This window comes from Pseudanabaena sp. PCC 6802 (assembly GCF_000332175.1).
In the GTDB taxonomy this organism is placed as follows: Bacteria; Cyanobacteriota; Cyanobacteriia; order Pseudanabaenales; family Pseudanabaenaceae; genus PCC-6802.
This window is the reverse complement of record NZ_KB235914.1, coordinates 1,578,368-1,592,742: the sequence shown is the minus strand read 5'-3', so window position 1 is coordinate 1,592,742 and position 14,375 is coordinate 1,578,368. Positions and strand designations below refer to the sequence as shown.

Below are 14,375 nucleotides of genomic sequence, written 5' to 3'. Positions count from 1 at the left end.
CACCACACCTAGAGTTATCTGAACCTTCTTCTTAGTCTAAAGAAATTTTCTAGAACTTGCTTTAAGGTTTGGTTATCGGCAAATTTGCGTTTGCTTAACAACAATGCGGCTTTACTATTCAGTTCCGCTAGAGTGGGGTAAATATGAATGCCAGTCAGGGCTGAAACCTTAAGCTTATGAGCCATTGCCAGAACAACCTCGTGGATTAATTCGCCTGCAGATGCACCCACGAGATGAGCGCCCACAATTTCACCGTTACTGCGACAAATAAACTTGGCAAACCCCTGCGTTGCTGCTGTTGCTTGCGCGCGATCTACTCCAGCATAATCCTGTTTTAGCACCGCAATATCTTTGTAGGTCTGGTGCGCTTCGGCTTCGCTCAAACCCACCCTGGCAACTTCCGGATCGGTAAATGTTGCCCAGGGAATTACGTGGTAGTTAATCCGCGACAGCGGGAAAAATAGGGCATTCTTGGCAACCACAACCGCCTCATAACCTGCAACATGGGTGAATTGGTACTTGCCGATAACATCACCACACGCATAGATGCGAGGATTACTGGTCTGGAGTTTTGCATTTACCTTAATGCCTTGTCGATCGAATTCAACGCCTGCATTTGCGAGGTTGAGGCGATCGCTATTAGGAACGCGACCCACAGCCAGCAAAATTTGCTCGCACGCTATACGTTCGCCCCTGGCAAATACAAACTTAGTATTGCCCTGTAATTCCACGCGCTCGGCTCTGGCTCCGGTCAAAACTCGAATGCCTTCAGCTTCAAACTGAGCCGTTACCACAGCCGCAACATCGGGATCTTCTTTCGGTAAAATGCGATCGCCGCTAGCCAGAATCGTTACCTGCGCCCCCAGCCGCGATAAAGCCTGCCCTAGCTCGCAACCAATCGGCCCTGCACCGATTACCACTAAGGTTGCCGGACAGGCAGTTAAGGAAAATACCTGTTCGTTTGTCATAAAGCCTGCGCCCGCTAAACCTGGAATGTCTGGTACAGCAGGACGGGAGCCCGTAGCAATGACAAAGGATCTGGCTGCGAGCGAGCGATCGTTCACTGCAAATACATGGGGAGAGGCAAACGCACCTTCACCGGAAATCACCTCTACCCCCAAGCCCTCAAATCGCTCCGGCGAGTCATGGGGCTGAATTGCCGCAATTACCCGCTCGACGTGGGCGATCGCCTTACTAAAGTCAATCTGCAGATCCTTACAGCTAATGCCCAAGCGATCGGCGTGTCGCATGTCATGGGCGAGGCGCGAGGCGTGAACGAGCGACTTACTAGGCACGCAGCCAAACCAGAGGCAATCTCCACCCAGGCGATCGCGCTCCACTAAAGCCACCTTAGCCTTGAGTTGGGCGGCAATGCTCGCTACCACTAAGCCAGCCGAACCACCGCCAATAATTACCAGGTCATAATCAACTGCCACAGTAGTTTTTTGGGTTGCTAACTATACAGATATATTTATATTAAGAGCGGCCCTGGATAATTTGTCCGCTGCGTTTGAGTGCCGCGATTAACTCCTCAATTACAATTGGTTTGCTCACGTAGTCGTCCATCCCGGCGGCCAAACAGGTTTCGCGATCGCCATGCATAGCATTTGCAGTCATGGCAATAATACGGGGACGATGCTTGCGACGTGTTTGGGCAATGGTTTGACTGTTATTCTGCGCTGCGCGATCGGCCCATTCCTGAATAATTTGCCGTGTCGCCTCCAAACCGTCCATTTCCGGCATTTGCAAATCCATCAGCACGACATCGTAACTCTGCCTTTGCAAAGCTTCCAAGACTTCCAGACCATTAGCCACAATATCAGCGCGATATCCCATGCGTTCGAGGATGCGAAGCGCCACTTTTTGATTCACGAGATTATCTTCAGCCAGGAGAATTTTTAAGGGTAGGGTCTCTGCCAGCTTAGGATTCAGTTTTGATTTTACTTTTGGTGCTGGCTTGGTCTCCTTAATACTTTGCTTGTTTAAGACCCTCACTAAAGTATCGTAAAGTTGAGATTGTCTGACCGGCTTGGTGAGAAATCTCGCAAAGTTTTGCCCCACATTCACTACTTTAACCTGGCCGAGCGATGTCAGCATAATTAAAGGTAAATTACGACATTGGGGAAAGTTTTGAATCTCAGTTGCCAGTGTCATGCCATTCATGTGAGGCATTTGCATATCGATAATAGCAATATCGAACTGTTCTCCTCCGCGCAGCCATGCGATCGCTTCGTTACCTGATTCGGCTGCCCGCGCGTGCATGCCCCAAGCTTTAGTTTGTAAAGTTAAAATCTTCCGATTGGTGGCATTGTCATCCACGATCAGCAACTTTATACCAATTAATTGTGACTGAGCGTAGCTGACTGGATAAACCTGAGTATCGTCTGCAACAGCGCTAACCGTTACAGAGCAATAAAAATTCGATCCCTGTTCTCGATCTAATTCTGACTTTTGATCTGCATGCCAATCAAGTGGCGGGCTACCTCCCAATTGCCCGCTGCTTTCTACCCACATGGTGCCGCCCATCATCTCGCTCAGTCGCCTGCTAATTACCAAACCCAAACCGGTACCACCGTACTGACGGGTTGTAGAGGCATCAATCTGGCTAAATGGCTTAAATAGTCGCTCCATCTTATCGGGCGCAATACCAATGCCAGTATCCTTGACGGAGAACTGAAGCTGGTATTTTGGCTCTAGCGGTTCGCTACTATCGGCATCGGTTGACGATCGCTCCCCTGGCAATTGCTCCGTTGATAGTAGTTTGGAGGTGACTGAGACTATGACCTCACCTCGATCGGTAAATTTAATGCTATTACTCAGAAGATTAACCAGAATCTGACGCAATCGAGTAATGTCACCTCTCACTGTTAAGGGGGTATGAGATGAGATCAAATATCCTAGCTCTAAGCCCTTTTCCGCTGCTTTAGGAGCTAACAAATCCATCGCGCCTTCTACGCAGGAGCGCAGATCGAATGGTTGCTCTTCGAGATCCATGCGACCGGATTCAATTTTTGAGAAGTCCAGGATGTCATTAATGATGGTCAATAGGGCATCGCTACTATTGCGAACGGTTTCTACATATTCTTTCTGGTGCTCGGATAGCTCCGTGTCTAGCAGCAACCCCGTCATCCCAATCACTCCATTCATAGGAGTGCGAATTTCATGACTCATCATTGCCAAGAATTCACTCTTAGAACGGTTAGCCGATTCTGCTTCCAGCTTAGCCTGCTCTAAAGCCAGATTTTTCACTGTTAGCTCTTCGCTTTGCTGGCGTTCCTGTTCCAGAAGTTTAGCTTGGGCGATCGCAATACCGACCTGGTCTGCTACAGCCTCAAGCAGTTCGATCTCGTCATCGGTCCAGACGCGGTGGCCGTCGCACTGATGCAGGTATATGATACCGTTAGGTTCGCTTTGATAGGAAGTTCGCACGGCGATAATCGATTTCAGCCCCACCCGTCGATAGATTGGCTCCACGGCTGCTAAGAGCGGATCTTGATACACGTCATGGGAAGCAACCGCTGAGTCCTGCGATAGAACCCGTTCCGCAAACAGATTGCCATCAATCGGAATCTCAAAACCTCGTAAAGATTCATACCCATCCTCTAGATATTCTGCCATCAGTTGGAGCCTGGGAGTTGGCTCGTGCATGTATGTGGAGATCAGACAGCGGCTCGAGCTAAAAGCATGACCGATTTGACTGGCAGCAGTGGTAAAAATTTGGTTGGCATCTAAGCTCTGGCGGATTTCAGTAGTGATTTGCTTGAGCAGAAGAGCGCGATCGATCTGGCGCTGGATTGCTTCTTGGGCGCGCCTGCGATCGCTAATATCTTCCACAATCGCCACGAAATACTTGGGCGCTCCCAATGACTCGCGTACCAATGATAGGGTGAGATTTGCCCAAATAATATCTCCGTCGCGCTTGATATAGCGCTTCTCTGTCTTGAAGGTCGAGATCTCGCCTGCCAGCAGTCTGCTTCTGCCCTCCAGGTCTTCGGCTAAATCGTCAGGATAGGTCAGATCCATATGAGTGATCTCCAGAATTTCAGACTGACCATAGCCCAAAATTTCGCAATATTTTTGATTAGAACGCAGGAAACGGCCATCTAATGCGATATGGCAAATTCCGACCGTGGCTTGCTCGAACGTGCTGCGAAAACGCTCCTCGCTCTCGCGCATTGCGGCTTCAGATTCTTTATACCCAGTGATATCGCGTCCTACCAAAATGACGGTTTCGTTGGAGAGGGGGGAAATATTGGCATCAAACCAAATTTCTCGATCGCCAATCGTAAGGCTATACTCGCAGCTTACGGTTTGTTGAGTATCGAGCGCTCTTTGAATGTAGCTCAGGATGCGATCCGCCTGTAATGCTGGCATGGTATCGTGCAGCGTTTCGCCAATTGCTTGAGGGGTTAGCTTGTAAAGGTGTTTGGGATTGGTCGGTGCGATTTTGAGACAGCGTCCCTGCCGATCTCGCACCACCACCACATCGGTCATGGCAGCAAAAATAGTCCTGAGTTCTGCTTCGGAATCCTGTAAGGCTTTTTCAACTTGTTTGCGATCGCTAATATCGCGACAAACACAGATAAACTCGTTACCTTCAATCAGGGTGACAGATAGCTCGGCTGGGAACTTACTGCCGTCTTTGTGCTTGGCAATCACCTCACCCTGCCATCGCCCCTGGCTTTTCAATCTTGGTAAGACCAGCAATTTTAACTGATCGTATTCGTGTACCTCTTCCCAGCTTTTGCCAATCAGTCGATCGGCATGGGTATAGCCAAACTGTCTGACATAGGCACCGTTGAGATAGGTAAATATGCCCTCGTAATTGAGGATAGCGATCCCATCAGTTGCAGCCTCAATCGCCATTAATTGTTGCCGTAGCCGCTTTTCCTCTAGTTTTCTTTCGGTAATGTCGCTGACCCGACCCAGAGTACCGATATATTGCCCCTCGCGATCGAATAGGGGGGTGGTCACCACGATGACATGGACTTCTTCGCGATCTTTACGCCTCAATTGAAAGCTGTATCGATCCGGTCTCGATAGCTGTTGGTTGTCAGACTGGGTCTCCTCAACATCCATAAATTTAGATAGAGGCTGTCCGATCGCTTCCTCAGCCGTACATGAGAGTAAGTCCAGTAGCTTTTGATTGACAAAGGTGATGTTGAGATCTGCATCAATTACCCATATCCCCTCTGAAATGGTATCGAGGATGTATTCGTACGACCGTTGCGAAGGATCTTCCAGGTATGAAGCATTAGAAGCACCTTTACTATCTAATCTGGCGGTTTCTTCCTGGTTGGTTAGATTGGTCTGAGCCAGCGCCTGTAATAAACTATTGTGGTGAATGACTCCGATTAGATGTCCAAAGCTATTAACAATCGGCAAGCTATGTAAATGTTGCTGTACAAATAGATCGAGCAATACTTTGAGATCGTTAACCTCGCTATCTAGTAGTGTAATAAATTCCGTTTGCATAACCGAGCCGATCGCGATTGACTCATAACCATCGCCTTGCAAGATCGAACGGAGAGCATCGTTCTCGGTAAAAATTCCTACCAGACGTTGTGCCTTAACCACTAATACCTGACTGACTGCCACCTCGCTCATATACGCAACTACGTCTCCCACTAGCTGCTCGGGTGTAACGGTTACTAGTGAGTAGTCAATTACTCGATCTAAGACTGAGGTAAAAGGATAGGGCATAATGCTTTTTGGGGCTAAATGCCATTATATGAACTTTCCCATCGACTTGCTCCACAGTTTATAGCATTGCCAAATTGTCCTGGGACGGGTTGCAGTAGGGTGACCCATGCGTGGGGAAGTTGTCCCTACTCCTCCATATCGAGCCAGATTGTTTGCTGCCATAGGTTTATGGTTCGCGGTCTGATAGCCAGCCCCTGCGCCAAAAGTAGATCAGCAATGAGATCGCGATCGCTGCCATCGCAGTCAAAATCAGCGGATAGCCATAGTACCATCCTAGTTCTGGCATGTTTAAAGGTGAGGCACTGCGATCGAAGTTCATGCCGTAGATTCCGGCAATAAAGGTCAGGGGGATAAAAATAGTAGAGATTACAGTTAGTGTCTGCATGACTTCATTCATGCGATTGCTAATCGAGGACAAATATATATCCATAAGGTTAGATGCCAACTCGCGGTAGGTTTCCACCATATCGATTACCTGTACCGTATGGTCGTAGCAATCGCGTAAATAAACTCTAACCAGTTGACTAATTAACTGGCTATCCTCCCGAATGAGGGAGTTGATCGCATCTCGCTGCGGCCAGATAGCCCGACGCAACAGTAGCAATTCACGTTTAATCCGATGAATTTTATCTAGGGTGCGCTTAGTAGGCTGAGAAACCACCTCATCTTGCAGATCTTCTAGCCGTTCGCCATAATCTTCCAGTACTGGGAAAAACCCATCGATTATTGCATCAATTAGAGCATAAGCAAGATAATCTGTTCCTTGTTGTCGGATTATACCCTTATTATAATGAATTCTTTCTCTTACAGGCTCAAAAGCATCTAGCTCTGGTTCTTCTTGAATAGTTAAAAGATAGTTGCGACCAACAATCAGGCTGACCTGCTCTACTAAGAAACCATTGGCATTGGCTTGCTTATTTACCATATGAGCAATAAGCATCAGATGTCCCTCGTATTCGTCTACTTTAGGACGTTGGGGTATATTAACCGCATCTTCTAGCAGGAGTGGATGCAAGTTAAATACCTTTCCCAGTCTCTGGAGGACATCTTCCGATCCTAAGCCTTGCACGTCAACCCAAGACACAGATTCAGTATCCAAATAGGGTAGGCATTCTTCGGGCGTAGCAACAGTAATGTCAATCGCGTTGTTGGTATTGTAGTCAATTAAAAAAATATTAGGAATTTGGGAGTCCGCATCAATAATCAAGGTGCCCGGCGGACTACCTGGCTCATTGTAGGCATAGGTCTCAAAATCACTGTCGCTACTCTCTTTGAGGACAATATTTCGATCGAGATTGAATCGAGCAAAGTTTTGCAGCATAACGATATTTACCAACTATAGATTGTAAGGAGTTATATCCTGCAGAGATATAACTCCTTACTACCTTCATAGCCTGTTAATTTTTGAGATCGGTCGGCGATTGCCTGCACCGCGCTAGCTAATGTCGCTGGTTAACCGCCCGCGATCGCTGGAATAATGCTTACCTCATCTCCATCCTGGAGTTTGGTGCCAGCACCTTCTAGGAAGCGAATATCTTCGCTGTTTACATAAAAATTAACAAATCGGCGCAGATTGCCTCGATCGTCGCAAATCCTTGCTTTAATGCCCGGGCAGCTAGACTCTAAAGAGTCGATCATTTCGGAGACGTTGCTGCCTTCGCATTCTACAGTCGCTTGATTGTTGGTCAGTTGTTGTAAGGGTGTGGGGATTAAAACTTTAACAGCCATGATTTTTATTTCAAAAAATTCCTTCTCGATTCTGCCATATAGCTATCCCTTTTGGTTCAGGTTTAACAAAAAAACAGCAGTGCCCAAACCAACCCAGGCATTAGCCCAGGTTACCTGACACTGCTACTCTCTGTTAGTCTTCAGAGCGAATAATGACGTGGTGATTCCAGCAAAAAGACTTCAAATCAAATGTATCAGGTGGGCATTGCCCACCCTACAAGTTGAATTGAGAGAAATGGTGGCAAGTTTTACAGTCAATCAATGACTGGAATCGTTAGATCCGAGCTAAACCTGCCCCTAAGAAGATTCAATTGCTAGAGATCTCCTTAAGATATCGTGTAGTAGCCTTGTTGCCCGGCAACTTTCTGCCACATACCATTCACTTTGCCCTTGGACAAGCCCTTGGTAACTCGATCCTTGGCAATCTTGTACAAGCTGGGCTTCAAGTCACCATAGAGAGCTTGAACGACATCTTCAATACTCACAGAATTACCGCTTTGCTCTAGTAAAACTTGTCCGATGGCATCAAGCATGGTTTTGCTTTGGTATGCCTTGACAAATCTAGGTGCGGAACCGCGCCTGGCAGGTGCTTCGCGCTTAGATGCGGGCATCCGAGGCATAGGAGCGGGCTTGCTCGGGGCTGGAGTAGGAGCCTTAGCAGTGAGGATAGCAGCCGGAGCTACTGCAGCGGCAGGCTTAACCGATGTTGGGCTGGATTTAACCGAAGAGTTTAATATAGCCTCTACATGCTCGAGCTGCTCCCGAGCTTGCTTAGCCATATTCTCGTAATCAGTTGCAATGGTTTGATAATAGAACTGTAGGGATTCTAGAGTTGGTTGGACTTCAGATTTCTGTGACATAAGGTCTGTACTCATGAATTAAACGATAATGGGTCAATTTATTGGTAATTTATTGGTAGATTGTAGATAGACATTGGTTTAGGAACTATTCCAATCGTCTAGCTATCGAGCGTAACTTAGTGAAGTATGAAATCGCCTGCGGAACAGAAAGCATCAATCGGAGAAACGACTCTTTCAAGGCTTTTCAAAAATACAAGGCTAAACTAAAGGTCGATAGACTAACTCAGTTGACTTAACCTGCTCCCCATTAATCTCAAACTCTTAGAAAATGATATCAACTAAATTACATTTTCGCTACGATTTTCCAAAAAATTTCTCAGTTTGATATTTTTCTTTAGTCATATTCCCTCATTTATGACCTCATGTTCGCGTGAGTTTGACAGACTTGAAACGGGTGCATCTCAAGTTGGCAGATTCATAACCCCACCCATCCTCCCCTTGCCAAGAGGAGGTGCCGAAGGCGGAGGGGTAATTGCACAACTGGGATGCTCCCCTTGAAACTGGCCTCTCTCTACCTCTTCTCCTTAACGGTAGGGGGACTAGCCACTGAATCGGATTCCCCTATCCCCAAAAGAAAAATGTTGAGATCTATTGACTAAACCCACATTCCGTCCTTGCTCTTTTAACCCTTAATTATGAGGGTGCTTGCAGGTCAAAAGAGATGCTAGGTTTGCATAACAGAAGTTAATAGCATTTTGGGTACAGACAACTATAAGCAATCTAAAATAGAAATGTTTATTCAGAACTCACGCAAAATAAACTTTTCTAAACTAACGCGATGTGCAACTAACGTACTCCCTCATCCCCCAGCCCCTTCTCCCAAGGTAGGAGAAGGAGAGCCGGAATCGGTCAAAATCCCTCTCCCAGAGCGGGAGAGGGATTTAGGGTGAGGGCAATGGGGAAAGTTGTACATCGCGTAAACTATATACGCGTACTAAGGTGGGCAATGCCCACTCTATAGCGTTTTTCAATTGAGAACAGGTTTTATTGACGGGGTGAAGGGGTGGAACCCCTTCTTGGGGGCAACGCCCCCAAACCCCCTTCTCGTTTTCATATGAAAACCGCTATAGCTATAGGGGGACTTCGTGTAAGTTCTATAAATGTTTCTAAAGCAACAACTGAAACTGTATCTAAGCCAATTAGCTTAGATTGCTAGAAGTAATGAAAAAGTAATGGAAAAGTAATGGAAAAGTAATAGAAACTATAATTCGGCGAGCACTTGGGTATGGATTAGCGCGCGATCTACTAGAGATTTAATTTGGGCAGAACTAAGTGGCTCTCTGTTGGCGAACTGTTCTACCCATTCTCTGCCGATCGCATCGGGGCGATCGGGTAGCTCTGCTAGCTCCCACCCTTGAATGCCCAGATCGCTCATCAGGCGGGTTACCTTAGGATCGTAACTAATGGCACTACAGCGACATCCCTCCGCTGCTGCCATAATTAATCCATGAAATCGCATGGCGATCGCCATTTCTACACCCTGGAAAATTCCTTTGAGTAGGCGTGGATTATCTTGCACGATAATTGCACTTTTAGTAGGAAGACTTGCATGAATTTGCCGCGCAATCTCCTCGTCTTTGCTTGGTTGGAATGGCACGAGCAGTATATAGGCATCAGTTGCCGCTTGCAGATACTTGAGAGCCTCGATCGAGCAGGTGAGTTTAGCATTGGTTAGTAAAGGGTGGGAGCGGAGCATAACGGCGATCCTGGGAGATGGCAGCGACAATAGCTGCGGGGTTGGTTCCGCTTTGAGCGCCCACACCGGATCGGGTGCCATAATACAGGGAATCTGCCAATCAGCCAGTAGTTGAGCCGAACCACTATCGCGTACGGTGATGCGATCGCAAGCATTAAATGCCAATTTTGTAATCCAGCGGCTGAAGGGGCGATGTAGCGGGCCAATCCCCTGCGCCCATGCCACTGTATTTAAACCCATGCCACGGGCTAGTCCCATCAGACCGCCGTAGTAGATTGGATTGCGAGCGCTAGTGGCATCTTGCATGAGACTACCGCCTCCCCAGATGAACGCATCCGATCGCTTAAAAGCTCTGAGTAAAGATCGGACAGAATAGCGATCGCAACTCTCTACTTGATGGAGCTTTTCCGTTGCTTTGGGGTTTGCCGACAATACCAATGGTTGTACGTGGGAGGGCAACATTTGGAGGAGGGATGCCAGGAGAGCTTCATCTCCACCGTTGCCCATGCCGTAATAGCCGCATAAAACTGCACGCTGCATTGAGTTCAATTTATAACAATGTAAAGAATTCCGAATCAATTTCGTAGCCTAAAGATTGTGCCATGTGCTGTAGTTTTTCATTACTGTTAATACCTCGCTGTTTTAGCCATTGCGAAATCATGAATACTTTGTGCATGACAAAAATTTGTAGAGCTTCAGCGTTGAATTCAATTCCCTCAGTGCGGCTAAACTGATGCGGTACTAGCATAGCTGTATATCTAGTTAGCTCGCCTGCGCGCCAGTTAAGCAGGTAAGGCAGCCAGGGGTAAGTGGCATCCAGACGAATAAACCAGAGACGAACCTCGGGAATTTCGGATAGCTCGCGCGGATCTCCCTGCTCGCGGGGAAATAGAATTTCAAACTGAATTTGCGGATCGAATCCAGTTAGATCGTGGGGTGACTCTGCCAGGAGTTTATCTAAAATCAGTCGGGCGGGTGTAATATCGATATTCTCTATACACGCCAGATTTACATTAATCGTGGTTGACATAGAATTCCCTGAAGATTAACCGATCTATTCGGTTATTTCTGCTAATTTTGGCGACATTCATAAGATATATATTTCGTCTTCAGTTAGATAAAGGATATTTATAACATGGCAAGACAAAGCCAATCCTTTAACTTAGGTAAGCCGGGATCGAGCGTGAGGTCGTATTTCAACGGAGTAATGGTTATGTAATTATCCCGAATTGCTTGTATATCGGTACCAGATGTTACATCTTCCTCTACTACTTCACCCGAGAGCCAATAGTAGATTTTACCTCTTGGGTCGATCCGCTTTTCAAATATATCGCGATAGCGTCTAATCCCCAGCTTAGTTACAACTATGCCACAAATGGCGTCGGCAGGAATTGCAGGAATATTGACATTAAATAATACTGGTTCGTCAATGGGATGGTGGGCGATCGCCCCTACCAATCGACTGGCAAACTCTGCCGCTGCGCTGAAGTCCGTTGCTGTAAAACTGGTCAAACTAAAGGCAATACTGGGTATTCCTTCTAGCACTCCTTCCATCGCCGCCGAAACCGTGCCGGAATACAACACATCCGTACCCAGATTAGCACCGCGATTAATACCTGAAAGAACTAACTGAGGGCGATCGCTCATCAAGGCATCAAGAGCTAGCTTGACCGAATCAGAGGGCGTGCCAGAACAAGCCCATGCTTTAACTGAGGGATGGTAGACATTCTCGATCGCCTCGACACGGAGGGGGTGATGGATAGTAAGAGCGTGACCTGTGGCGGAACGTTCGCGATCGGGACAAACTACAGTAATTTCATGCTCGCCATGACTGAGAGCATCAGCCAGAGCTTTAACCCCAGGGGAATAGATGCCGTCATCATTACTAATTAGAATATTCATTAGTCAGTTCTCAGCTACTAGCGATCGATTATTCAGTTATCCGTTGCAAATAGCAATCCTTGGAAATAACCTATGACCTCGTACGCTCCCGATCTCAATAACCTGCATAATCTACGGGCAATGCTGCGCTCTGGGCAGCAAGCTATGGCGGATTGGCAAGGGGGAGAATTAGCGGTGTCCGCCGTACCGGGGGCTGGCAAGTCTACGGGGATGGCGATCGCTGCCGCCATCGCTATTGCCAAATATAAGCTCAACCGCAATCAGCAGTTAGTCATCGTTACATTTACGCGCTCTGCCGCCAGCAATATTCGCAAGAAAGTTCGCGACGAGCTTAGTAAGTTGCAACTGCCTCAAAGCGCGTTTACAGTCAATACATTGCATGGCTTAGCATTTAGCATAGCCACTTCCCAGCCCGCATTATCCGGTTTAGGTAGCTCGGACGTACAGCTTATTTCCGACGCTCAGAAACAGCGACTGATTCGATGGGCAACGATCCAGTGGCTGAAGGAAAATCCACAACAATACGAGGAACTAGTAGCGGGAATCGGATTTGATGGGGAGGATACAGAAAGAATGCGGCGGCAGACGGTACTGCGTACTGATGTTTTACCAAATCTCGCCAAAGAAGCGATCTCGACGGCAAAGAGTTCTCGCCTCACGCCTGACGATCTGCGTTACAGCGATGCGGGTGAAATTCTGACCGTGGCAGCAGGGTTGTATGAGGTCTACGATCGCCTGCTGCGACAGCAGGGCGCGATCGACTACGACGACATGATCCTGGGGGCGTTGCGAGTCCTGGATCGCCCATCGGTGCGCCAGTTTTGGCAGGAACGCATCTTTGCCGTGTTTGAAGACGAAGCCCAGGATTCATCGCCGCTACAAACTAAACTGCTGGAGATTTTAGCGGAAGATGTGAAAGAAACCGGACTCGATCTTGCCCCCCTCACCCCTAGCCCCTCAGGGAGAGGGGAACAAAACCAGAGCGCGGACATTGCCCCTGCGACCGTTAGTGCAACTCCTGGTGAGTTAAATGAGGATAGGGGTGCGCTCCCAATCGTTAGTAATTTAGTTAGTAATTTAATCAGGGTTGGCGATCCGAATCAGGCGATTAACTCTACATTTACTACTGCCGATCCTAGATTCTTTAATGAATTTTGCGATCGCTGCGCCCTCAAAAATCGGCTGGTGGAACTCGATCGGGCTGGACGCAGTACTAAACCTGTAATTGAGGCGGCTAATTTTGTGTTGGCATGGGTAAACCAATCGCAGTATGGCAAAGTCGAGAAGCCATTTCGCGCCCAACATATCCATCCCGTCGATCCCGACGATCCGCAACCCGATGCGAACCCCGATCCACTCGGTAAAGGCGTAGAAATTCAGTTTCCTCAAGATATCGAGCAGACAGCCAGGTTAATTGGGGTGAGGGCAAAGCAACTATTCGCTGCCGATCGCAATCTCAGTATGGCGGTGTTGGTACGCCAGCACAACCAGGGCAAATTTATTTGTGCGTCTCTACAAGCATGGTCGAAAGCCAACGATATCCCCATCTACGACGTGGAACAAAGCGATCGCCGCTCTCGCGTACCAGTCGATATGCTGTCGATTCTGCAATTTATGGATCGTCCCCATTCCCCCGATCTGCTCAAAGCCGCTTTAGGTGTATTGGCAGAACGACAAATTATCAAGCCGCAGGATCTCAATGCCCTTGCCAGCGCGCCGGAACAATTCCTCTATCCCACTATGCTCGATCCCGAGCCAACAGCGATCGCCGCCTCTGCTCAGGCGAAATGCATCGGCCTACTGCGTGCCAAGTTAGAACTACCTCTCTATAATCTCATTCCCTTTATTGCCATGACCTTAGACTACGACCAGGGGGAATTGGCAACGGCGGATAAACTCTGCGATCGCCTGAACCAACAACTTGTGGGTAACTACACGATGGCAAGCACGATTGCCGCTTTGCAAGAGATCGTCCTATCTGAAAATTTTGAGGCGGTGGAGGAGGAGAACCTGGAAGGGCGCTACATGAAACCCGGTCAGTTGACTGTAATCAGCCTTCACAAAGCCAAAGGCTTGGACTGGGATGTGGTATTCATGCCTTTTTTGCACGAGCGCATCTTTCCGGGCAAATTATTTTTACCGGAGTCGGTAAAGTTCTTGGGCGACTTCACGTATCCCGAGGTTGCCCGCGCTCAAATTCGAGCGTTGATTCATCAGGAACCGATCCCGACACCAGCGATCGCCTGGGAGCAGTGTCAAATGCTCAAGCAAGCTGAGGAATTTCGCTTGCTTTACGTCGGCATGACCCGTGCCAAGCGCCTGTTGGTATTATCTGCCTGTAGTAGCACGCCTTTTAACTGGAATAATCTCGACAGTAGAATTGATAACGTGCCCGCCTGCCCTGCGATTTCAGCTTTGGCGCAAAAATTTCCTCAGTTTGTTTTGCCAGTTTAGTCAACAACCATTAGGGATCCGCAATTAAATAA

General features: G+C 47.9%; 9 protein-coding genes. 1 reads left to right on the top strand and 8 read right to left on the bottom strand.

What is annotated here, in order from left to right:
- Positions 1 to 14 precede the first annotated feature (14 nt).
- The 8 genes from PSE6802_RS0112435 to surE all read right to left on the bottom strand — a co-directional run bounded on the left by PSE6802_RS0112435 (position 15) and on the right by surE (position 11,889).
- Complete coding sequence (locus PSE6802_RS0112435; protein ID WP_019500386.1) at positions 15 to 1,436, bottom strand: dihydrolipoyl dehydrogenase family protein; 1,422 nt, start codon at positions 1,434 to 1,436, stop codon at positions 15 to 17.
- Between the two features lie 40 nt (positions 1,437 to 1,476).
- The gene (locus PSE6802_RS28815) at positions 1,477 to 5,703 is read right to left on the bottom strand and encodes a PAS domain S-box protein (RefSeq protein WP_019500385.1); all 4,227 of its coding nucleotides are present in this window, start codon (positions 5,701 to 5,703) and stop codon (positions 1,477 to 1,479) included.
- Positions 5,704 to 5,869: 166 nt separating this feature from the next.
- Positions 5,870 to 7,024 (bottom strand): magnesium/cobalt transporter CorA, encoded by a 1,155-nt coding sequence (gene corA, locus PSE6802_RS0112425; protein ID WP_019500384.1) that lies wholly within the window; start codon positions 7,022 to 7,024, stop codon positions 5,870 to 5,872.
- 131 nt (positions 7,025 to 7,155) lie between these two features.
- Complete coding sequence (locus PSE6802_RS0112420; protein WP_019500383.1) at positions 7,156 to 7,431, bottom strand: MoaD/ThiS family protein; 276 nt, start codon at positions 7,429 to 7,431, stop codon at positions 7,156 to 7,158.
- 326 nt (positions 7,432 to 7,757) lie between these two features.
- Entirely contained in the window at positions 7,758 to 8,291 is a 534-nt protein-coding gene (locus PSE6802_RS0112410; RefSeq protein ID WP_019500381.1) for a hypothetical protein, read from the bottom strand.
- A 1,201-nt stretch (positions 8,292 to 9,492) separates the two neighbouring features.
- Positions 9,493 to 10,527, bottom strand: coding sequence for a polysaccharide pyruvyl transferase CsaB (csaB, locus tag PSE6802_RS0112405; RefSeq protein WP_026103260.1), 1,035 nt, complete (start codon positions 10,525 to 10,527; stop codon positions 9,493 to 9,495).
- A gap of 10 nt (positions 10,528 to 10,537) precedes the next feature.
- A complete protein-coding gene (locus PSE6802_RS0112400; RefSeq protein WP_019500379.1) occupies positions 10,538 to 11,017 on the bottom strand; it encodes a CRR6 family NdhI maturation factor in 480 nt (159 codons plus the stop codon).
- A gap of 98 nt (positions 11,018 to 11,115) precedes the next feature.
- Complete coding sequence (gene surE, locus PSE6802_RS0112395) at positions 11,116 to 11,889, bottom strand: 5'/3'-nucleotidase SurE (protein WP_019500378.1); 774 nt, start codon at positions 11,887 to 11,889, stop codon at positions 11,116 to 11,118.
- 72 nt (positions 11,890 to 11,961) lie between these two features.
- Here surE and PSE6802_RS0112390 point away from each other — a divergent pair, with 72 nt between their 5' ends.
- Positions 11,962 to 14,343 carry an ATP-dependent helicase gene (locus PSE6802_RS0112390; protein WP_019500377.1) on the top strand — a complete coding sequence of 794 codons (2,382 nt, stop codon included), beginning with the start codon at positions 11,962 to 11,964 and terminating at the stop codon, positions 14,341 to 14,343.
- The last annotated feature ends 32 nt before the right edge of the window (positions 14,344 to 14,375 follow it).